Annotated in this window: 19 protein-coding genes and 1 pseudogene; 9 read left to right on the top strand and 11 right to left on the bottom strand. The window is 67.1% G+C overall.

The window, feature by feature from the left end:
• Positions 1 to 34: 34 nt before the first annotated feature.
• A complete protein-coding gene (locus tag CSW59_RS03485) occupies positions 35 to 1,249 on the top strand; it encodes a histidine-type phosphatase (protein ID WP_099442723.1) in 1,215 nt (404 codons plus the stop codon).
• A 72-nt stretch (positions 1,250 to 1,321) separates the two neighbouring features.
• On the opposite strand, the gene dksA is transcribed toward CSW59_RS03485, so the two are convergent.
• Both dksA and CSW59_RS03475 read right to left on the bottom strand, forming a co-directional pair.
• Positions 1,322 to 1,750 (bottom strand): RNA polymerase-binding protein DksA, encoded by a 429-nt coding sequence (gene dksA / locus CSW59_RS03480; RefSeq protein WP_013078283.1) that lies wholly within the window; start codon positions 1,748 to 1,750, stop codon positions 1,322 to 1,324.
• Between the two features lie 203 nt (positions 1,751 to 1,953).
• Positions 1,954 to 2,388 carry a flagellar assembly protein FliX gene (locus tag CSW59_RS03475; protein WP_099442722.1) on the bottom strand — a complete coding sequence of 145 codons (435 nt, stop codon included), beginning with the start codon at positions 2,386 to 2,388 and terminating at the stop codon, positions 1,954 to 1,956.
• Between the two features lie 219 nt (positions 2,389 to 2,607).
• On the opposite strand from CSW59_RS03475, the gene CSW59_RS03470 reads away from it, so the two are divergent.
• Genes CSW59_RS03470 through CSW59_RS03460 form a run of 3 tightly spaced genes read left to right on the top strand, consistent with a single transcriptional unit; the run spans position 2,608 to position 4,519 of the window.
• On the top strand, positions 2,608 to 3,732 hold the full coding sequence (locus tag CSW59_RS03470) for a flagellar basal body P-ring protein FlgI (protein ID WP_099442721.1): 1,125 nt from the start codon (positions 2,608 to 2,610) through the stop codon (positions 3,730 to 3,732).
• A complete protein-coding gene (locus CSW59_RS03465; RefSeq protein WP_099442720.1) occupies positions 3,732 to 4,064 on the top strand; it encodes a rod-binding protein in 333 nt (110 codons plus the stop codon). Before CSW59_RS03470 ends, CSW59_RS03465 begins: the two co-directional genes overlap by 1 nt.
• Before the next feature lie 5 nt (positions 4,065 to 4,069).
• A complete protein-coding gene (locus CSW59_RS03460) occupies positions 4,070 to 4,519 on the top strand; it encodes a flagellar basal body protein (RefSeq protein WP_099442719.1) in 450 nt (149 codons plus the stop codon).
• Here CSW59_RS03460 and CSW59_RS03455 read toward each other — a convergent pair.
• From CSW59_RS03455 to CSW59_RS20885, 5 genes are all read right to left on the bottom strand, one after another.
• Positions 4,516 to 5,151, bottom strand: a complete 636-nt coding sequence (locus tag CSW59_RS03455) for a methyltransferase (RefSeq protein WP_099442718.1) — start codon at positions 5,149 to 5,151, stop codon at positions 4,516 to 4,518. The genes CSW59_RS03460 and CSW59_RS03455 overlap by 4 nt on opposite strands.
• 107 nt (positions 5,152 to 5,258) lie before the next feature.
• Complete coding sequence (locus CSW59_RS03450; protein WP_099442717.1) at positions 5,259 to 6,845, bottom strand: ABC-F family ATP-binding cassette domain-containing protein; 1,587 nt, start codon at positions 6,843 to 6,845, stop codon at positions 5,259 to 5,261.
• Entirely contained in the window at positions 6,802 to 6,915 is a 114-nt protein-coding gene (locus CSW59_RS20515; RefSeq protein WP_143754941.1) for a hypothetical protein, read from the bottom strand. The genes CSW59_RS03450 and CSW59_RS20515 overlap by 44 nt, the downstream gene beginning before the upstream one ends.
• 62 nt (positions 6,916 to 6,977) lie before the next feature.
• Positions 6,978 to 7,127 (bottom strand): hypothetical protein, encoded by a 150-nt coding sequence (locus CSW59_RS20890; RefSeq protein ID WP_099442716.1) that lies wholly within the window; start codon positions 7,125 to 7,127, stop codon positions 6,978 to 6,980.
• Between the two features lie 304 nt (positions 7,128 to 7,431).
• Positions 7,432 to 7,593, bottom strand: a complete 162-nt coding sequence (locus tag CSW59_RS20885) for a hypothetical protein (protein WP_099442715.1) — start codon at positions 7,591 to 7,593, stop codon at positions 7,432 to 7,434.
• Positions 7,594 to 7,911: 318 nt separating this feature from the next.
• Between CSW59_RS20885 and uvrA the strand changes: the two are divergent.
• Positions 7,912 to 10,817, top strand: a pseudogene (uvrA, locus tag CSW59_RS03435) (excinuclease ABC subunit UvrA).
• A 192-nt stretch (positions 10,818 to 11,009) separates the two neighbouring features.
• Here uvrA and CSW59_RS03430 read toward each other — a convergent pair.
• From CSW59_RS03430 to CSW59_RS03415, 4 genes are all read right to left on the bottom strand, one after another.
• Complete coding sequence (locus CSW59_RS03430; protein ID WP_099442714.1) at positions 11,010 to 11,918, bottom strand: hypothetical protein; 909 nt, start codon at positions 11,916 to 11,918, stop codon at positions 11,010 to 11,012.
• 85 nt (positions 11,919 to 12,003) lie between these two features.
• Positions 12,004 to 12,888 (bottom strand): hypothetical protein, encoded by an 885-nt coding sequence (locus tag CSW59_RS03425; RefSeq protein ID WP_099442713.1) that lies wholly within the window; start codon positions 12,886 to 12,888, stop codon positions 12,004 to 12,006.
• Positions 12,889 to 13,644: a hypothetical protein gene (locus CSW59_RS03420; protein WP_099442712.1), complete on the bottom strand. Its 756-nt coding sequence runs from the start codon at positions 13,642 to 13,644 to the stop codon at positions 12,889 to 12,891.
• A gap of 77 nt (positions 13,645 to 13,721) precedes the next feature.
• Positions 13,722 to 14,660 carry a hypothetical protein gene (locus CSW59_RS03415; protein WP_099442711.1) on the bottom strand — a complete coding sequence of 313 codons (939 nt, stop codon included), beginning with the start codon at positions 14,658 to 14,660 and terminating at the stop codon, positions 13,722 to 13,724.
• 99 nt (positions 14,661 to 14,759) lie between these two features.
• On the opposite strand from CSW59_RS03415, the gene trmFO reads away from it, so the two are divergent.
• The 4 genes from trmFO (at position 14,760) to CSW59_RS03395 (ending at position 21,497) form a co-directional block, all read left to right on the top strand.
• Entirely contained in the window at positions 14,760 to 16,172 is a 1,413-nt protein-coding gene (gene trmFO, locus CSW59_RS03410; RefSeq protein ID WP_099442710.1) for a methylenetetrahydrofolate--tRNA-(uracil(54)-C(5))-methyltransferase (FADH(2)-oxidizing) TrmFO, read from the top strand.
• A 302-nt stretch (positions 16,173 to 16,474) separates the two neighbouring features.
• Positions 16,475 to 19,864, top strand: coding sequence for a TonB-dependent receptor (locus CSW59_RS03405; protein ID WP_236632148.1), 3,390 nt, complete (start codon positions 16,475 to 16,477; stop codon positions 19,862 to 19,864).
• A gap of 185 nt (positions 19,865 to 20,049) precedes the next feature.
• Positions 20,050 to 21,093 (top strand): cyclopropane-fatty-acyl-phospholipid synthase family protein, encoded by a 1,044-nt coding sequence (locus CSW59_RS03400; RefSeq protein ID WP_099442708.1) that lies wholly within the window; start codon positions 20,050 to 20,052, stop codon positions 21,091 to 21,093.
• Positions 21,090 to 21,497: a DUF2177 family protein gene (locus tag CSW59_RS03395; RefSeq protein ID WP_099442707.1), complete on the top strand. Its 408-nt coding sequence runs from the start codon at positions 21,090 to 21,092 to the stop codon at positions 21,495 to 21,497. The genes CSW59_RS03400 and CSW59_RS03395 overlap by 4 nt, the downstream gene beginning before the upstream one ends.
• Positions 21,498 to 21,597 lie beyond the last annotated feature (100 nt).

Genomic DNA, 21,597 nt, shown 5'->3' with positions numbered 1-21,597 from the left:
GTTGCGTTTCGGGGCCCCCTTTGAGGAAACGGCCATGTCCAGCCCGCGAACGTCGCACCGCCTAGCGCTCTCCCTGCTCGCCTGCGCCGTCCTGGGCTGGGCGGGCGTCTGCGAGGCCCGCGCGCCACGCGTGGAACACGTCGTCGTGGTCATGCGCCACGGCGTCCGCGCCCCGATCGTCGGCGAAGCGCCGGAAGGGACGCTCACGCGCGATCCCTGGCCGACCTGGCCGGCGCCGGCCGAACACCTGACCCCACGCGGCGCGCGGGCCATGGAAAGGCTGGGTCGCTCGGACAGATCCTGGTTCGCAAAGCTCGGCGTGCTGCCGACGCGCGGCTGCCCCATGCCGGGCCAGGTCACGATCTGGACCAACACCGCCCAGCGCACGATCGCCAGCGGCGAGGCCTTCGCCCAGGGCCTCGCGCCGGGCTGCGGCCTTGTCGTGGGCCACCGCGCGGCGGGTGACATCGATCCGCTGTTCGAACCCCTGCGAGCGGGCGTCGCGCCCTTCGATCCCGCCGCCGCGATCGCCTCCATCGAAGCCTATACCGGCGGCGTCGACCGGCTGGCGGACCGCCTCAAGCCGCAGCTCGACGAGCTGGACCGCGTGCTGGGCTGCGGTGCGCCCCAGGGCTGCCAGCCAGCGTCCACCTCCGGCCTCAAGGCCTCCGCCGACGGGCGGGGCGTCGACCTCAGCGGTCCGATCCGCGACGCCTCCGGCACGGCGCAAGTCCTTCTGCTCCAATATGTCGAAGGCCTGTCCCCGGCCCCGTCGAGCTGGCGGGGGATCGACCCCGCCGCCCTGAAGCGCCTCGGCGCGCTGCACGCGGCGCTGTTCGACGTGTTCACGCGCCCTCCATACATGACCGCGCGACAGGCCGGACCGCTGGGACGCCGGGTGTTGGAAACTCTGGAGAACGGTCCTCGCGTGGATGTCCTGGTCGGACACGACACCAATGTCACCGCTCTCGCGGCCGCGCTGGGGGTTCCTCTGGATGCGCCCGGCTACGCCACCGGGGATACGCCTCCAGGCGGCGCGCTCGTGCTGATGAGCCTGGTGGACGAGGCGGGTCGGCGAACCGTACGCGTCTACTACCGAACCCAATCGCCGGAGGCGCTGCGCCGGCTGAGCGGCGACGTGACACGCCAGGAGACCGCCCTGCCCAGCTCCGTCGGCCCCGTGTCGCTTGAACGCTTTCGAGAAGACCTGACGGCCAAGCTCCAGACCAGCGCTCCCGTCGCCAACTAGGCGGCAGGCAAAAGCGGCCCCGGGGTTTCCCCCTGGGGCCGCTCGAAACACAATCGTCGCCGAAGCGGACGCTCAGTCGTCGCGGTGGACGCGTTCGCGGCGCTCGTGACGCTCCTGGGCTTCCACGCTCATGGTCGCCGTCGGACGAGCTTCCAGTCGGGCTAGGCCGATCGGCTCGCCCGTCTCCTCGCAGTAGCCGTACGAGCCGTCTTCGACTCGGCGCAGGGCCTGGTCGATCTTGGAAATCAGCTTTCGTTGGCGGTCACGGGTGCGGAGCTCAAGGGCTCGGTCAGTTTCCGAGGATGCGCGATCGGCGAGATCGGCATGGTTCTCGGTCTCTTTCTGGAGATGAGTCACCGTCTCGCGAGATTCGCGGAGGATCTCTTCCTTCCAGGCCAGCAGCTTGTTCTTGAAATACTCAAGCTGCCGGTCATTCATGAACGGTTCGTCCTCGGAAGGACGGTAATCGGACTTCTCAACTAGAACAGTGGCCGTCTGCATTAACGCCTCACGCCCCAATGAACTCAGCCCTCAAAGGCCGGGTGCTTATACCAAAAGGTGAGCCGCGTTCAATGAACCTCGCATGAAGAGCGAAAAGACCTTCATGGGATCGCCCGGAACGGCGGCATGGACAGGTGTAAAACGCGCGAGAACGCCAAGCGCCGCGGGACCGGTGATCATTCGCGCGTCCGGTCCTCTCCATCTCAGCCGCCCCTGACTTGCAGCTTGGCAAGCTCGACAGCGGCCCGGGTCTCGATCTCGTTGAGAACGCCTTCAAGGCGCGGATCATCGGTCTGGTCCCGCTGCTCGCGGATCGCGCGCTGCAGATTGGCCAGGGTCGCCTGCGGAATGTCGCCGTCGATCAGAGCGATCCGCACCTCACCCAGGATGTCGAGGATGTGGTCGGCGCGGCGCACCGCGCGCTTCTTGCGTTCAAGGGGATCGCCGAGCGCGCCGGCAGCCTGCAGGGCCAGCAGCGCATCGACCGAGCCAACGCCCGACAGGCCGCCGACCGAGGCTGTGCTGGCCGCGCCGCTGGCGGCGTTCACCGATGGCAGGGAGAAGCTCGAAGCGCCGCCAGAGGACTTGGCCCGCGACGGCCCCGTCGCTCCCACGCCCCCCGTGCTGGAAACCTTCATCCGACAAGCTCCAAAAGCTCAGACACGCGAGTCACTTGTCTCGTCGCACAATCATAGTCGGTTTGCGCGCTTGAAGTATGGTTAATGCCGGGCAGAATCTGCCGCGAGGCGCCGCCCAGCCCGCCCCCGCGCCGAGAATCCCTTGAGTCACAAGAGCTTGAAACTGGCCCGGTTCTGGCATGGGGCGGCGCGGGGACACCTCCCCGCAACGGGACTGCCATGCCGCGTTCATTTTTTCGCACCGTTCTTCGCTCAGGCCTGACCGCTCTGGTCGCCGCATCCGCCCTTGTGGCGAGCCCGGCCTTCGCCAAGTCGCGCATCAAGGACATCGTCGCCTTCGAGGGCGTGCGCGAGAACCAGCTTGTCGGCTACGGCGTCGTCGTCGGCCTGAACGGCACGGGCGACTCCCTGCGCAACGCGCCGATGACCAAGCAGAGCCTGGAAGCGATGCTGGAGCGCCAGGGCGTCAACGTCCGCGACGCGACCCTGAACACCAAGAACACGGCCACGGTCATGGTGACCGCCAGCCTGCCGCCCTTCTCGGCCGCCGGCTCGAAGCTGGACGTGACCGTCTCGGCGCTCGGCGACGCCAAGAGCCTGCTGGGCGGCACCCTGCTGGTCACCAGCCTACAAGGCGCGGACGGCCAGACCTACGCGGTCGCCCAAGGCACGGTGCAGACCGGCTCGGTCTCGGCGGGCGGCGCCTCGGGCAGCTCGGTCACCAAAGGCGTGCCGACCGCCGGCCGTATCGCCTCGGGTGGCATCATCGAGCGCGAAACCGGCTTCCAGATGGTCAACATGGACATCCTGCGCATGACCCTGCGCAATCCGGACTTCACGACCGCCCGCCGCATCGCCGACGCCGTCAACAAGAAGTTCCCGGGCTGCGCCCAGGCGCAGAACCCCACCATCGTCGCCGTCCGCGCCCCGCCCGGCATGGACATGATCACCTTCATGACCAACATCGAGAACCTGGAGGTCGAGCCCGACTTCCCGGCCAAGGTGGTCATAGACGAAGTGGCCGGCGTCATCGTCATGGGCGACGACGTCCGCATCAGCCAGGTGGCGATCGCCCAGGGCAACCTGACGATCACCGTCCAGGAAACTCCGGCGGTCAGCCAGCCGGCCCCGTTCAGCCAAGGCCAGACCACGGTCGTGCCTCAGTCGGCGGTCAGCGTCGAAGAGGAAAAGGGCAAGAAGCTGATCACCCTGGGCGGCTCGCCCTCGCTGAAGAGCCTGGTCGGCGGCCTGAACGCCTTGGGCGTGACGCCGCGCGACATGATCTCGATCCTGCAGGCCGTGAAGGCCGCCGGCGCCCTGCAAGCCGACATCGAGGTGATGTGATGAGCGCCTTCTCCCTGTCCTCCGTCACCCCCGACGTCGCCACGCTCTCCGCCTCCGCCAAGGCGACGGCCGCCTCGACCGCCGAACTCGCCAAGCGCGGCAAAATCAAAGAGACGGCCCAGAACTTCGAGGCCTCGTTCCTGTCGGTGATGATGCAGCAGATGTTCGAGGGCGTGAAAACCTCCGAACCGTTTGGCGGCGGTCAGGGCGAGGAGATGTTCAAGTCGGTGATGGCCGAAGCGATGGCCAAGCAAGTGGCCAAGGCCGGCGGCATCGGCCTGGCCCCCACCGTCGAACGCGAAATGCTGAAACTGCAGGGTCTTAAGGAGTAACCCCCATGGCCATCGCCGCCATCGACGCCGACGATCGCGTCAATCAGCTGATCCTGCTGACCGAACGCCTGACCGACCTGATCGCCAAGGAAGCCCAGGCCTTCGAGAACCGCCGCCCGCATGAGGCGGCCCAGTATGTCGAAGAGACCGCCAAGCTGGCTAACGTCTATCGCCACGAGTCGATGCGGGTGCGCGCCAATATCGCCCTGATCGAGGCGGCTGGGCTCGAGCTGCGCCAGCGCCTCAAGCGCGCGACCGAGGCCTTCGACGCGGTCCTCGCTCGCCAGGCCCGCGCGGTCGACGCCGCCCGCACCGTGACCGAGGGCCTGGTTCGCGCGGTGGCCGAAGAGATCGCCAACCAACGCAGCGCGCCGGCCACCACCTATGGCGCCGGCGGCATGGTCAACGACCGCCCGGCCCTGGGCGCGGCGATCACCCTGAACCGTAGGGCCTAGGCCAGAAGCGAAAACACGGCGGCGTCGCGCAGCACGCCGCCGGGATCGCCGAAATCGGCGACCGGGTATGTGGCGACGACACTCAGCTGCTCGCCCGGCAGATGCGCCCGCCACGGATCGCCGATCAAAACCGCGACGCCGGCCGCCACGCAGCGCTCTAGGAACGGCAAGACCTGCTGAGCCAGCGCGACGTCGTAGAAGAGATCCCCCACCAGCATCAGGTCGATATCGGTGGGCGGCGCGCCTTGGGTCAGGTCCCCCAGTCGAGCCTCCACGATCACCGCATTGACCTCGGCATTGAGGCGCGTGGCGGCGACGGCAGAGGGGTCGACATCGACGGCCACGCCGCGCGCCGCCCCCGCCTTCATCGCCGCGATCGCCACGAGGCCCGAGCCCGCGCCGAGATCGAGCACGCGCCGGCCAGCAACGCTCTCCGGACGATCCAGCACATGCCGCGCCAGCGCCAGGCCCCCGCCCCAGCAGCGCGCCCAGTAGGGCGAGCCGAAGTCCGGATCGGCGTCCGCCAGACGCATCAGCCCGCTGCGCGGCCCCGCCCGATGCAGGCAAATCTCCGGAACGCCCGGGACGGGCTCGATGGGGAGGTTCGCCCGGATGAAGGCCTCGACGGTCATCCGGGCTCTATAGGCGGCTTAAGGCTTTTCGTCTTCGTCGCGGGCGCGCCATCGGATCATGTCCAATCGTCGCGGTCGCATGGAGGCGGCGAAATCCAGGCGGCGCGTCACGACCTTTTCAACGTGATCCTTCGCTCGACGCCGATCGCCGCCAGGAAATCCTCGTCGTGGCTAACCACCAGCAGCGCCCCGTCATAGCCGGCCAGCGCCGCCTCGACCGCGCGGACGGAGTCGAGATCCAGGTGGTTGGTCGGCTCGTCCAGGATCAGCATTTGCGGCGGCGTGGCCGCGCACAGCACGCAGGCCAGGGCGGCGCGTAGGCGTTCTCCTCCGCTGAGCGTTCCAGCCACCTGCAGGGCGGCGGCGTTGCGGAACAGAAAGCGCGCCAGGGCCGCATAGGCGTCATTGACACTGGCCCCAGGGTTTAGGCGGCGGAAATTCTCGAGGATCGTCTGCCTGTCGTCGAGCAAGGCCGCGCGCTGGTCAAGCAAGGCGAAAGGAACCTCGAGGCGAATCTTACCCGCCGTTGGCGTCAACGCTCCGGTCGTCAGGCGGATCAAGGTCGTCTTGCCAGCGCCATTCGCCCCTGCAACCGCCAGCCGCTCAGGCCCGGTGATCAGGAACGACAGATTGTCGAACACGGGAGGACCGCCCGGCCAGGCCAAGCCGACCGCCTCGAACGCCAAGACCGTGCGTCCCTCCGGCAGACCGCTGGACGGCAGGTCGAGACCCATCACACGGGCCCGCTCCACGCGCGCCTCGGCGGCGGCCTGGGCGCCCTCGGCCTGAGCGGCCAGCTTACCCGCCAGCTTGCCCGCCTTGGCCCCGCTAGTCTCCGCGCGCTCGGCCATCATGCCCAGTAGGATTCTCGGGGTTCCGCCGCGCGCAGCGAAGCGGCGGCCGGCGGCGTCGCGGCGATCCTTGCGCTCGCGCGCGACCTGAGCCTCGCGGGCCACGCGGCGAACCTCGCGCGCGGCGTGGTCCAGATCGCGCTGAGCGGCGTCGGCCTCGATCGCCTTGCGCTCGGCATAGAGGTCGTAACCGCCGCCATAGGACCGCGCCCCCAGGGACGAGAGGTCGACGATCCGGTCCATGCCACGCAGCAGGGACCTGTCGTGGCTGACCACCAACGCCCCGCCACGCCAGCGCGCCAGCAGCCGGACCACGAGCTCGCGCGCCTCGGCGTCGAGATTGTTGGTCGGCTCGTCCACCAGCAGCACGTCCGGCCGCGCGATCATCAGGCGCGCGAGACCGGCGCGGGTCGTCTGCCCGCCCGAAAGCGCCGTCGCCGGGCGCTCCGGCTCCAGGTTGTGCAGGCCGACCTCGGCCAAGGCCTGCTCCAGTCGGCCGGGCAGGTCCCAGTCCGCCTCGGAGAGATCGGTCTCGTCGCCTTCGCCGCGCTCGATGCGCCCCAGCCGGTCCCAGGCCTCGCCGACGTCCAGCAGGTCGACAAGCCGCGCGCCCGGCGCAAGGTCCGGCGTCTGGTCCAGCATCGCGATGGGGCCCGAGCGCGATACGACGCCGGCGTGCGGCGGTCGCACACCCGCGATCAACGCCAGCAAGGTCGACTTGCCCGCGCCGTTGCGCCCCACCAGACCGATGCGCTCGGCCCCGATGGACAGGTCCAGGTTTTCGAAGAGAAGCCGGCCGTCAGGCGTGGCGGCGGAAACAGAATCCAGAGTGACGAAGGACATGCGACCCCAAGGTCAGGGAAACGGAAAGGACGAAGCGGTCTTCCGTCTTGCTGATCATGGGAGCCTCCATCGGATGGGAAGCGAGGTTAGTACGTCCGCGACCGGCGTTAGACAAGCGAAGCCGGCGCCTGCCTAAGGCGCCATGTTGCGCAGGACCCAGAGCAGGGACCCGACGCCGCCGATGAACACCAGGCCGTCGATGACCACCGAGCGCGGCTTGCTGGTGTTCAGGGCTCTGAAGGCCTCGCGCTTGGCGTCCTGCTTGGAGGAGTCCTGCGACATGACGATGGGTTCCGGCTGCCTCGAGCCCCAGGCCCGATCGCAAACGTTTTCAGAAATCACGCTGAACAGGGGGCTTCGAAAGACGGTTGAGCAAAAGCGAACGCCCCCGGGATGGGCTAACGCCGTTCTCCTCGGAGGCGGCTCACCTGCCGCCGACCGGCGAGCGGAGAACGCTTAGATCAATGATTCTATTGGGAAAATATGAGTGGTAAACCGTGTCAGCGGTTCCGGCGTCGCGGCCTGACGACACCCCGCCACCTGCCCGCGACCTGGTGTCGCGGCCGCCCCGGCCTCAAGAGAGCCTCTAGTTCGGCGCCATGCTGCACAGGACCCAAACGAGCGCCCCGACGCCGCTGATGAACACCAGTCCATCGATGACCACCGAGCGCGGCTTGGGCGGGCGGAGGGCGTTGAACGCGTGGTAGCTAGCCCCCTGATTGGCGCTCGCGGCCTCTTTCTTGGCCATGGCTCCAGTCCCTCTCCGGCGGGCCTCAACTCGACCCAAGATGGAGCCGTAAAGCACCGGTCCTTGAAGAACCCGCTTCCAAACAAGGTTTAGGAAATGCAAACGGCTAGGCGCGACCTAGCCCTCTCTTCGCCGCACCATGCCGGGTCTCGAAAATGGGCGCCCAGTGGCCACCATGCTGACATCCGCTGTCAGCAGAAGCTTCGCCTCGCGCGCGGGAGATTTGTTCGCATCTTGTTCTTGTGTTAATTCGCGGTCCGAGCCCTACATATAGCCGCTGCGCCGCCACCAATCGGGCGGCCCAACGTTCCGGAAAACATGGCCGAGCAACTGAACTTCATCCGCGTTCGCGGCGCCCGTGAGCACAATCTCAAGGACGTCAGCGTCGACATCCCCCGTGGCGAGCTGGTCGTGCTGACCGGCCTGTCGGGCTCGGGCAAGTCGTCGCTCGCCTTCGACACGATCTACGCCGAGGGCCAGCGCCGTTACGTGGAGAGCCTGTCGGCCTATGCGCGTCAGTTCCTGGAGCTGATGAGCAAGCCGGATGTCGACCTGATCGAGGGCCTGTCGCCGGCGATCTCGATCGAGCAGAAGACGACGTCCAGGAACCCGCGCTCGACCGTCGGCACGGTGACCGAGATCCACGACTACATGCGCCTTTTGTGGGCGCGGGTCGGGGTCCCCTACTCGCCCGCCACCGGCCTGCCGATCGAGAGCCAGACCATCAGCCAGATGGTCGACAAGATCACCGCCCTGCCCGAAGGCACGCGCCTCTACCTGCTGGCCCCCGTCGTTCGCGACCGCAAGGGCGAGTACAAGAAAGAGATCGCCGAGTGGCAGAAGGCCGGCTTCCAGCGGCTAAAGATCGACGGCGAGTTCTATCCGATCGAGGACGCCCCGGCGCTCGACAAGAAGTTCAAGCACGACATCGACGTGGTCGTGGACCGCGTGGTGACCAAGCCCGACATGGAGCAGCGCCTGGCCGACTCCATCGAGCAGGCCCTGCGCCTGGCCGACGGTCTGGCCGTGGCCGAATTCGCCAATATCGAGGACGGCGAGAAGGAGCCCCGAAGGATCCTGTTCTCGGAACGCTTCGCCTGCCCGGTCAGCGGCTTCACGATCGCCGAGATCGAGCCGCGCCTGTTCTCGTTCAACAATCCGGCGGGCGCCTGCCCGGTCTGCGACGGCCTGGGCGCAAAGCTGGCCTTCGACGCGGATCTGGTGATCCCCGACAAGGACAAGAGCCTGCACAAGGGCGCGGTCGCGCCTTGGGCCAAGGGGCCCTCGCCACTCTACACCCAGACCCTGCAGGCCCTGGCGCGCCACTACGGGTTCTCGATGGACGAGCCGTGGCACAAGCTGCCGGCCGACGCGCGCGACGTGGTGCTGAACGGGTCCAAGGGGACCAAGATCAAGTTCGTCTATGACGACAACGCTCGCAAATACGAGGTCGAAAAGCCTTTCGAGGGCGTGCTGCCGAACCTTGAGCGGCGCTGGCGCGAAACGGACTCGAGCTGGGTCCGTGAAGAGCTGGGCCGCTACCAGTCCGACACCCCGTGCGAAACCTGCCACGGCAAGCGCCTGAAGCCCGAGGCCCTGGCCGTCAAGATCGACGCCAAGGACATCGCCGAGGTCTCCAACCTCGCCATCCGCCGGCCCGCGACTGGTTCAGCGCCCTCGAAACCAAGCTGACCGACAAGCAGATGGAGATCGCCCGGCGGATCCTGAAGGAGATCAACGATCGCCTGCGGTTCCTGGTCGACGTGGGCCTGGACTACCTGAACCTTTCGCGCGGCTCGGGCACGCTGTCGGGCGGCGAGAGCCAGCGCATCCGCCTGGCCAGCCAGATCGGCTCGGGCCTGACGGGGGTTCTGTACGTGCTGGACGAGCCGTCGATCGGCCTGCACCAGCGCGACAACACCCGCCTGTTGACCTCGCTGCAGGGCCTGCGGGACCTGGGCAATTCGGTCCTGGTCGTCGAGCACGACGAAGAGGCGATCCTGACCGCCGACTACGTGATCGACATGGGCCCGGCCGCCGGCGTCCATGGCGGCGAGATCGTCGCCGAGGGCACGCCCCAGCAGATCATGGCCAATCCCAACAGCATCACCGGCCAGTACCTGACCGGCGTGCGTGAGATCGAGGTGCCCGAGCAACGTCGTCCGATCAGCAAGAAGAAGGTGCTGCGGGTCGTCGGGGCCACAGGCAACAACCTGAAGGGCGTCACGGCCGAAATCCCCGTGGGGACCTTCACCTGCATCACCGGCGTGTCGGGCGGCGGCAAGTCGACCTTCACGATCGAGACCCTGTACAAGGCCGCCGCGCGCCGCCTGAACAACGCCAGCGACGCCCCCGCCCCGCACGAACGGATCGAAGGCCTGGAAAACTTCGACAAGGTCATCGACATCGACCAGTCGCCGATCGGCCGCACCCCGCGCTCGAACCCGGCGACCTATACCGGCGCCTTCGGTCCGATCCGCGACTGGTTCGCGGGCCTGCCGGAAAGCAAGGCGCGCGGCTATGGCCCGGGGCGCTTCAGCTTCAACGTCAAGGGCGGCCGCTGCGAGGCCTGCCAGGGCGACGGCGTCATCAAGATCGAGATGCACTTCCTGCCCGACGTCTACGTCACCTGCGATATCTGCAAGGGCAAGCGCTACAACCGCGAAACCCTGGACGTGCTGTTCAAGGGCAAGACGATCGCCGACGTCCTGGACATGACCGTCGAGGAGGCCGCCGACTTCTTCAAGGCGGTGCCGCCGATCCGCGACAAGATGGAGACCCTCAAGCGCGTGGGCCTCAGCTACATCAAGGTCGGCCAGCAGGCGACGACCCTGTCGGGCGGTGAGGCCCAGCGGGTGAAGCTGTCAAAGGAGCTGTCGCGCCGGGCCACCGGCCGGACGCTCTATATCCTCGACGAGCCGACCACCGGCCTGCACTTCGAGGACACCAAGAAGCTGCTTGAGGTGCTGCACGAGCTGGTCGACCAGGGCAACACGGTGGTCGTCATCGAGCACAATCTCGACGTGGTGAAGACCGCCGACTGGCTGCTCGACTTCGGCCCCGAGGGCGGCGACGGCGGCGGCGAGATCGTCGCGGTGGGCTCACCCCAGGACGTGGCCAAGGTCGAGGCCAGCTGGACCGGCCGCTATCTGAAGGAACTGCTGGACCGCCACGAGGAACGCCGCAAGGCGCGGGTGGCGGAGTTGAAGAAGGCCAGGGCTTAGGCCCTTCGCTATGCGTCCCGGAAAATCTCCGCCTCCCTAGGCCTTGTGCCTAGGGCCCAGGCGTCAGCCTGCATGGCGTACGATCGTTGAACGCGGCCTAGCCGCGCTCATTCCGTCCGCAACGAAGTTCCGGAACGATGGGTCCTCGCCACAAGGGCGAGGAAGGCTGGCTTTGTGCGCCTGCCGCGTCCACTACCAGCCGCCGCCGGGCGCCGGATCCGCCGAACCGCCTTTCAGCTCGCGATAAATGGTCGGCGCGGGGGCGAACACGATCAGCGTGGTCAGGATCGAGATCAGGCCCGAGAACAGCGCCTGCACGATGCCCGCCGGGGTGAAATAGGTCTGCAAGGAGCTGGTGTCGGCCCGCAGCATCTTGCCCGTCGCCGCCAGATCTCCGGATGCGATGAGACCAACGGCCGAGACGATGGTCCAGATCAGCAGCACGACGATGATGCTCATCACCGCCGCCAGCAGATAGGCGCCCAGCAGACGCCAGAAGATGCCCTTGGTCTCCGGCAGCGACTTGAAGATCGTCACCTTGTCGGTCTCGAAGGTGACCGCGGGTGCGAAGGACAGTCGCACGGCCAGATAGATCATCGCACAGACCGAACCGACCAGGCCCAGCAGCGCCAGGAAAGCGCCGGTGGGGCCGCCCAGGGCGCCCAGGAACCCCGAGATCAGCGAGCCGACGAACAGCACGCCCATCAGGATCAGGCTGGTCAGCACCCAGACCGCCGCTTGACGCAGCTCCTGCTTGCCCAGGCGCAGATAGGCCAAGCCGCTGTCCTGCGGCCGCAGCACCAGGCGATTGAGCGCCGCGAAGATCACGCCGTTGACGATCAGGCTGTAGGGCAGCGACCACAGCATCAGCGGCGTCAGGTCGGCGGCGCGGCGGAAGAACTCCTCCGGATCGGGATTGCTGTTGTCGGAGACGTAGGACATCAGGGCCTCAAGCTTGGGCCCGAAGAACTGGATCGCCAGCACGTTGGAGATGATCGACAGCACGGTCATGACCGCCGCCCAGATGGCGATGGTCTTCAAGTTCTCCCGCACCAGTCGAAAACCGGAGAAGGCGGCGTCGGAAGCCGAGAACCTGGACATGTCTTACTCTTGCTTTGCGGACAGGCCCTAGCCCTAACAAGGTTCGCGGCGCTTCGACAGAGTCCGCTTGCGACTTTTCGACCGATTAGTCGTGCAGACCCGCGTCGATCTCGTCCTGGTTCAGATGGGCGAAGGCCTTGGCGGGCGCCGAGGCCAGGATCACGGTCTGCAGGGTCAGGAAGATCGGCGCCAAGAGCATGTTGGCCAGCAGGGTCAGGATCAGGCCTGGATGGCCTGAGACCACCCCGCCGTCGATGGGGTCGATGCCGCCGCTCATCAGGTTGCCGAGCACGCCCGAGACGATCGTGCCGATGATCGAGACGATGGCGCTCAGCACGATGGTCATGGCGAACATCGCCAGCAGCCGGAAGAACTGACCGTGGGTCTGGATCCAGGCGGCGCGGACGTCGATGTGGTGGTGCGAGAAGGCGTGCGGGCCCAGCAGCGAGAGACGCACGGCGACCCACATGGACAGGCCGATCACCGCGAGCGCGCCCAGGGTGGCGAACCAGCCGGCCGCTGCGCCCGACAGCAAGGCCGCGCCCAGAACCACCGCACCCGAGGGGATCACGGTCACGCCCAGGGCGGCCGCCCAGGTGATCAGCGAGACGATCAGCAGCTGCACCTCTTCCCGGCCCAGCCGCAGATAGGCCAGGCGGTCGTTATCGGGCTGGATCACCGAACGGATGATCGCCGCCTGCAGCACCGCGCCCAGCACCAGGGCCAGGGCCACCAGCAGCAACATGGTGCCGCCCAGATGAGTGACCAGGTCCAGCAGCTCGCGCGGATCGGCCGAGCCCACCCGGCCCGCCAGGGCCGCGCGGCCTTCCTCGCCCAGCACGATCTTGGCGATCAAGCCCAGGATCGGCAGCATGACCAGCGAGAACGCCGCCCAGGCCAGCACCGTCAGCGGCTTGCGCCGCATGGTGCGAAGACCCTCGAGAGCCGCGTCGGTGGGGCGAACAGACATCTAGGCGTCCTGCGTGACCGCGCTTTGGCGGTAGAGATGAGCCAGCGCGCCAGACCAGGCCGGCGCGAGGAATAGATAGGTGAGACCCGCCAGCACCGCCGCTCCCAGCCGCGAGGACGGCGAAACGCCGAGCATGGCGGCCACGACGACCGGCGCGGCGAACGCCCCGGCGGCGACAAAGAGCATGGGGACCTTGCCCTTGGTCAGCGGAAAGGCGCTCAGCACCCGCACGCCGGACTCGGCGACCGTGGCAGGCGCGGCGAATGACAGGCGCAGGCCCAGCCAGACCAGGATCGCCAGGGCCGCCAGCGGCGCGAGTCCCGCGACCCAGCCCGCCGGACCGGCGCTGGCGAACGCCTCGCGCCAGGCCTCCACCGTGCCGGCGTCCAGTTGCGGAGCGCTGACGCGGGCGACGCCCAGCGCGATGGCGGCGACCACCACCAGCAGGATCGAGCCGATCAGCAGGAACAGGCCCAGCATCATCAGATGCGCGCCCAGCAGCCGCCACTCGTCGCGTCCCCACCACAGACCCTTGAAGCCGGAGTTCCGGCCGAAGGCATGGCGAAACAGAGCCCCTTGCGCGACAACCACCGCGATCAGTCCCGCCAGCAGCCCCGCGACAGCCGGCAGGAAGTCCGCCGCGACCGTCAGCGCCGCAGCCGCCAACAGGGCCGCCCAGCAGGCCGCCAGTGAGGTGCGCAGGCCGGAAAACCCAGCCATCAGCACGCCTTCCACCCTGGCCGAACGGTCCGCCATCCGATCAATCTTCTCCTTCGGTTCCGCACTCGCGAGTCGCCGCGCTCTGGACAATCCAAGTCCCAGGCGATGCGCTGCTAGGCCTCAGCGGTCAAGGCCTTGTAGGCTGCGGCCCATGGCGCCCAGAACACCGTCTGCAGCACCGCGCTGAACACGGCCGACAGCGCGCCCAATCCCAGCAGCCAGGGCCAGAGGTCGCGCAGAATCGCGATCGGCGGCCGGGTGATGAAGGCCTCCAGAGCGCCAGATCCCTGGATCGCCTCCAGCGAGCCTCCGGCCGCCACGATGGCGCCGAACGCCGCCGCCAGAACCAGGATCTCCATCAGCAGGATGAAGATCACGACCAGAGCCGCCATGCCCAGCAGGCGCCAGCCCTGGCCCCGCGTCAGGGTCCAGGACTCGAACAGACGGAACTGGGCGTCGGCGAAGGTCATCGGCGCGGCCAGGGACAGGCGCAACGCCACCCAGATCAGCACGCCCGCCGCGATAGCCGAGGTCGAAGCCGCCACGGCGATCGCCGCCGTCTGCCCCTGATCCCCGGCGCCGACCGCGACGATGGCCGTCAGGATGATGATCAGCAGACCAATGATAAAAACGACGATCATCGCCAGCACCTGCTCGACGACGAACAGCAAGGTCAGCCAAAGCTCGCGCCCGCCGATCCGCAGAAAGGCCCAGGCCGAAGCCTCGGGCATCAGCACGGCGCGAAACACCGCCGCGCAGAGAACCGCGCGCACGAAGGAGGACCATAGCCAGTACAGCAAGTTCAGGGTGGTCACGCTGGACTGCGCCTGCATGAAGTCATCGAACATGCCCGGATCCGTCGCGCCGGCCGTCTGGGTCAGGGCCAGTTGGATCAGGCGCGCAAACTGGGGACCCAGCCAGAACAGCCCGACCAGCGCCGGGATTATCAGGCCAATGACAAAGGCCAGAGCCCATCCGACGACCGCCAGGGGATGCCGTACGACGACGCCAAAGCCCGACGTCGCCGCCTCGCCCACCACAAATCTCGCCATAGCCCCTCCCCAGGGTTCCCCGACACGCGGATCGCGCATCGCCAAACCAGAGCCTACACGAGGTTTCGCCGAGCGACAGCCGGGGGTATAGGGCGCGGCATGACCACGAATGCGACCTATCAGCCCATCCACGTCATCGGCGGAGGCCTGGCCGGCTCAGAAGCCGCCTGGCAGATCGCCCAAAGCGGCGTGCCGGTGATCCTGCACGAGATGCGCAAAGACGACGCCAGCGGCAAAGTCATCACCGATGCGCACCAGACCGACGGCCTGGCCGAGATGGTGTGTTCCAACTCTTTCCGCTCGGACGATTGGCAGTTCAACGCTGTGGGCCTGCTGCACGCCGAAATGCGCAAGCTAGGCAGCCTGATCATGGCCTGCGCCGACCAGCACCAGGTGCCAGCCGGCGGCGCCCTGGCCGTCGATCGCGACGGCTTCTCAGGTGAGGTCACCAAGCGCCTGTCGCAGCATCCGCTGGTGACGATCGTCCGCGAGGAGATCGCCGGTCTGCCGCCTGTGGAATGGGACAATGTGATTGTCGCCACGGGCCCCCTAACCTCGCCCGCCCTGGCCCAGGCGATCCTGGACCTGACCGGCGAAGGCCAGCTCAGCTTCTTCGACGCCATCGCGCCGATCATCCACTTCGACTCGATCGACATGGACAAGGCCTGGCGCCAGTCGCGCTACGACAAGGAAGGCCCGGGCGGCGACGCGGCCGCCTACATCAACTGCCCGATGAACAAGGACCAATACGAGGCCTTCATCGACGCCCTGCTGGCCGGCCCCAAGTCCGAGTTCAAGGAGTGGGAGAACGTCCCCTATTTCGACGGCTGCCTGCCGATCGAGGTGATGGCCGAGCGCGGCCGCGAGACCCTGCGCCATGGTCCGATGAAGCCCGTCGGCCTGACCAACCCGCGCGATCCTCTGGTCAAGGCCTACGCCATCGTGCAGCTGCGTCAGGACAACGCTCTCGGCACGCTGTGGAACATGGTCGGCTTCCAGACCAAGCTGAAGCACGGCGTCCAGGCCGAGACTTTCCGCATGATCCCGGGCCTGGAGAACGCCCAGTTCGCGCGCCTGGGCGGCCTGCACCGCAACACCTTCATCAACTCGCCCAAGCTTCTGGACAAGTCGCTGCGGATGAAGGCCATGCCGCGCCTGCGCTTCGCGGGCCAGGTCACGGGCGTTGAGGGCTATGTCGAGAGCGCGGCCATGGGCCTCTTGACCGGCCGCTTCGCCGCCGCCGACCGCAGGGGCGCGCCGATCGACGCCCCGCCGCCGACCACCGCCCTGGGCGCGCTCGTCGAGCACATCACCGGCGGTCACCTGGAGGCAGGCAATGGCCCCGGCAGCTTCCAGCCGATGAACATCAACTACGGCCTGCTCCCGCCCTTGGAAGCACCCAAGGTCGATGAGGACGGCAAGAAGATCCCGCTGAAGGAACGCGGCCGCGCCAAGAAGCGGCTGATGAGCCTGCGCGCGCTCAAGGACCTCGACGCCTGGCGCGACGCCTGACCTGAAGAGCCCGCCGGCGCCAGGCCCTCAAGCGCCGAACGCCTTCAAACCGGAAAGGCCGCCTGGCGCTTTGACGTCGGGCGGGCGCCGGCTGCTGCCCCCCTCACAGCCCCTAACCGAGACGATCTTGCGGCGCCCCGCGCCATCAATGTGGCGCCGAGGTCTCAATGGCTTGCCACTCGTTGCAATTGATACCGGTTTCTCTTGCGAATGACACCGGTGTCCATTACCCCTATCCGCGAATAGGGACCGGCCAAGCTCCAATGAGAGCCGGAACCCTGCCAAGCCTTTGGGAGGAAACCGTGCAAGATCATGCCAAGCAAACTCGCGTCCGCGCGCTGCTGACCCAGGCGTCGCTGGGCGCTCTTAGCGTCGCCGCCGCGCTCGCCCTCACGCCTAGCGCCGCCGTGGCGCAGCAGGCCGCAACGCCCCCGGCGGCGTCCGAGCCTGAAGAAGTCGAGGCCATCGTCGTCACCGGCTACCGCGCCGCCTTGCAGAGCGCGCTGAACCTCAAGCGCAACTCGAACACGATGATCGACGCGATCAACGCCGAGGACATCGCCGACTTCCCAGACGCCAACCTCGCGGAGTCGCTGCAGCGCCTGCCCGGCGTGTCGGTCGACCGTGAAAACGGCGAAGGCCGCACCATCACCGTTCGCGGCCTGGGCTCGGACTTCACCCGCGTGCGCCTGAACGGCCTGGAAGCCCTGTCGACGGCGGGTCCGTCGATCGCCGGCGACGCGGCCAACCGCTCGCGGGGCTTTGACTTCAACACCTTCGCCTCGGAGCTGTTCAGCGCTCTGAAGGTCCAAAAGACCGCCTCGGCCGAAACCGACGAAGGCTCTCTGGGCGCCACAGTGGATCTGGAAACCGGCAAGCCGCTGAACTTCAGCGGTCGCCGCCTGGCCCTGTCCTTGTCGGACGCCTACTACGAGAACGGCGGCACCCATTCGCCGCGCGTCGCCGCCCTGGTCTCGGACCGTTGGGAGACCAAGTGGGGCGATTTCGGCGCCCTGTTCTCGCTGGCCTACAACAAGCGCAACCAGATCATCGACAGCTACCAGCGCCAGGCTGGTTCGTTCGACTACACCTATCGGCAGTCTACCTTCCTGGCCAGCAACTCCACGGCCACCTCGCCGCGTCGCCAGGGTTTCGCGACGCCGACCGGCACCGCCTGCAATAGCGGGGTGATCCCGGGGATCAACATCACCAATTCGGCGATCTGTTCGATGCTGACCGGCTCGAACACGACGGCCTACAACCTGGTCAACAACCCGAGCAGCGCGACCACCAACGCCACCAGCCTGACCAACACGGGTACAGTCACGGCTCCGGGCGCGCTGACCCGCATCCCCGCCCTGGCCACTCTGAACCAGCAGGACCTGACGCAAGAGCGCATCGGTCTCACCGGCGCCGTCCAGTGGCGCCCGACCAATCGAACGACCGTGTCGATGGACTGGGTCTACTCCGAGCTGCAGCAGGATTCGGTCAACTATCAGGTCCAGACCGTCGGCCTCAACCGCAACAACACCAACGCCAATCTGTACGCCCTGAACAGCGGCACGGCGACGGCGACCAAGCGCGGGCTCTACGCCTCTTGTACGGCGCAGACGGCGACCGAAGTGCGCGACGCCATCGACTGCGGTCAGGCGCTGAACGGCGGCGCGCTCGTGTCGGGGATGACCAACAGCTACAACCCCAATAACCTCGACCCGTACGACTACTACAACAACCCGAACTCGGTGGGTTACGTGGCCAGCCCCTACGGGGCGTCGATGGTCGACCAATTCATCGGCCGCCCCTCTGTCCGCCTGATCGACGCGGCCCTGTCCTCAAGCGGCGCCAACGCCGACTATCTGAAGCTTGGCAATGTGGACCTGCGTTCGGCCGCCGACGCCGCGTACTTCACGACCTATTTCCGCCAGGCCTCGTTGAAGCTGGACCACGAGTTCAACGACAACTTCTCGATGACGGCCGTCTACGGCAAGTCCTCGTCGAAGAACAAAACCCAGGGCCTGCTCGCCGACTTCATCCGCCTGGACTCGGGCCAGGGCGTCACGGGCAATGACTATCTGACCTACGATGCTCGCGGCGGCGGTGACATGCCCCTGCTGAACCTGGGCTTCGACGCGACCCAGGCCTCCGCCTGGGACTTCGTGAAGGGCTATTCGGCGCTGCGCCACTTCCAGCGTCTGACCAACAACGACTACGAGACCCTGCGCTTCGACTTCAAGTACTCGGTCGACGACAGCCTGGACGTGAAGTTCGGCTTCAGCCAGCGCAAGTACGGCTTCTCAACCTCCGAGTACCGCCGCCTCACCGGTGAAACCCTGAACCCCAGCCTCAAGGAAGCCGGCACGAACGTGGCCGCCGTGAGCAAGGTCATCAATTGGGGCACCGGCCTGAGCGTTCCGGACGGCGCCACCACCGCGTTCCTGGTTCCCGACCTGAACAAGATGGTGTCGCTGTTCAACTTCGACTGTAACTGCATCAACAAGTGGGGCGACTGGCGTCTGTCGTATCTGGCCAGCGCCGCCAACCGCTACTCCGTCGATGAAAAGGACACCGGCGCCTACGTCCAGTTCGACTACAACACCGAGCTGTTCGGGCGTGAACTGCGGGGCAACATCGGCACGCGCTACGCCATCACCGATGTCCAGTCGGACGGTCTGACCAACAGCTCGCGCCCGATCTCGGGCGAGAACAACTACAAGGACGTTCTGCCGTCCTTGAACGCCGTCTACGAGGTGGCGGACAACATGTTCCTCCGCTTTGGCGCGGCCAAGGTGATGGCGCGTCCGTTGCTGGGCAACCTGGCCCCGAGCGTCACCGCCATCAGCGTTCCGAGCACGGCTGGCGCGACCGTCGGCGGCTCCTTGACCGTCGGCAATCCGAAGCTGGACCCGTTCCGGGCCACCAACTACGATCTGAGCTTCGAGTGGTACTTCACCTCGGGGGCTCTGATTTCGATCGCGGTCTTCGACAAGGACATCAAAAACTTCCCGCAGACCCTGATCAACAACGGGCCGCTCAGCTCGATCATGGACGCCGACGCGATCGCCGCGCTTCGCGCCGCCCAGACCAACGTCAACTCGATCGCCTATATCGACGCCGATAACACCTTCGATATCCGTCAGTTCGGCAATGCGCCGGGCGGCTACATCCGCGGGATCGAGTTCAACTACCAGCAGAACCTGACGTTCCTGCCCTGGTACTTCAAGAACCTGGGCGTGCAGTTCAACGCCACGCACTTGGAATCGGAGTTGAACTACATCGTGACTCCGGCCAACTCGCGGACGGGCGCGGCGGCGGTCACGGCAAAGGGTCCGTTCACGGGCGCGTCGCCGAACGCGGCGAACTTCACGATCTACTACGAGGTCGACAAGTTCTCGGCTCGCCTGTCGTCGTCCTATCGCAAGGGCTATCGCACGACCTATCCGATCGCCGCAGGCACCTGCGAGCCGGGCTTCTGCGACTCGCCGCTGGTCAATGACTTCCTGGGCAGCAGCAAGACCTTCAACCTCGATGGCTCGGCCACCTACAAGCTGAGCAAGAACATCACCTTCACGCTGGAAGCCCTGAACCTGACCGACCAGACCGAGAACCGCTGGGCCTACGAGAACGACCCGGTCGTCACGCGCTACGCCGCTGTCGGCCGCTCGATCTTCGCCGGCGTCCGTTTCGTCTACTGACCTAAACGCCCCTTCCGCCCCGACACGCTCGTCGGGCCGGAAGGGGCGCTCGTTCCTGGCGGAGCGCTGAGCGTTCCGCCAGAGCAGAGCCAAAGCGCTCTCCTCCCCTCCCACATTCATCGCCACGACCCATCCGCTGGCGTTCTTTCTCCGTAGCTGTGAAGGCTAGCGAGGGAGAACGGCCCATGAGCTTGATGAAGGCGGCGATCCACGCGTTCGAGGACGCGCCCATGCCGGACGCGGTCTCTCGCGCGGCGATCGACTTTCTCGTGGGCGACGCTCGCCGCCGCCTGGGCAAGGCCCCGCCCGGCGCCTCGGCCGCCTTCGCGCGCGAGATGGAGGCGCGGCCGATCGCGACCCATACCGACGCGGCCAATGCCCAGCACTACGAACTGCCTGCCCCCTTCTTCGAGGCGGTGCTGGGCCCGAACCTGAAATATTCCAGCGGCCTCTATCCCCCCGGCGCGACCACCCTGGCCGAGGGCGAGGCCGCCGCCCTGCGCGAGACCGCCGAACACGCCGACCTGCGCGATGGCCAGGCCATCCTGGAGCTGGGCTGTGGTTGGGGCTCGCTGTCGTTGTGGATGGCCGCGCGTTATCCCAAGGCCCAGATCACCTCGGTCTCGAACTCGGCCCCGCAGCGCGCCTTCATCGAGGCGCGGGCGGCGGCGCGGGGTCTGGACAACCTGACGGTCGTCACCGCCGACATGAACGATTTCCAGACCGAACAGCGCTTCGACCGCGTGGTCTCGGTCGAGATGTTCGAGCACATGTCAAACTGGCGCGCCCTGCTGACCCGGGTGCGCGACTGGCTCAAGCCCGACGGCCTGCTGTTCCTGCATGTGTTCACGCACAAGAACACGCCCTACCGCTTCGAGGTCGACGATCCCGCCGACTGGATCGCCCAGTACTTCTTCAGCGGCGGGGTGATGCCCAGCCACGACCTGCCCCGCCAGTTCCCGGACCTGTTCACGGTCGAGACCGACTGGCGCTGGAGCGGCGAGCACTACGCCCGCACGGCGCGCCAGTGGCTGGAGAACTTCGACGCCCGCCGCGAGACAATCGACCCGGTCCTGACCTCGGTCTACGGCTCTCACGCCACCGTCTGGCGGCGGCGGTGGCGGCTGTTCTTCCTCGCCACAGCCGGCCTGTTCGGCCATCGCGGCGGCGAGGAATGGGGCGTCAGCCACTACCGGATGCGTCCGGTCGCAAAGGAAACGGGACAATGATCCAGGTCGCCGCCGCCTACCTCGGAACCGCCCTGGCCATGCTGGTTCTGGACATCATCTGGCTGACCCAGATGAGCCCCCGCCTGTATCAGCCGCGCATCGGAGAACTGCTGGCCGAGAAGCCGTCCATGCCGCCGGCGGTGATCTTCTACCTACTCTACGTGGCGGGCATCGTCGTGCTGGCCGTGCTGCCGGCCCTGCGCGAAGGCGGCTGGCGGCGGCTGCTAGTCCACGCGGCGGTGTTCGGACTCGTCGCCTACGCCACCTACGACCTGACCAACCAGGCGACGCTAAAGACCTGGTCGACGACCATCACGGTGGTCGACATGGCCTGGGGTACTTTCATCACCACCGTCTCGGCCAGCGCGGGCTTCGCGGCGGCGCGGTGGATCGCCTCACGCTGAACCACGGCCTCCCCTTTCTCAAGTAAGTGAATTATGACTTATGAGCAGGCGCCCGCCCAGCGGCGTGGCGCTTGCGCGGGCGCCTGGGTCGGTTCTCGAT

Origin of the sequence: Caulobacter sp. BP25 (assembly GCF_002737755.1) — a bacterium.
Lineage (GTDB): Bacteria > Pseudomonadota > Alphaproteobacteria > Caulobacterales > Caulobacteraceae > Caulobacter.
The sequence above is the reverse complement of the archived record's forward strand: the minus strand, read 5'-3'. Positions and strand labels throughout refer to the sequence as shown.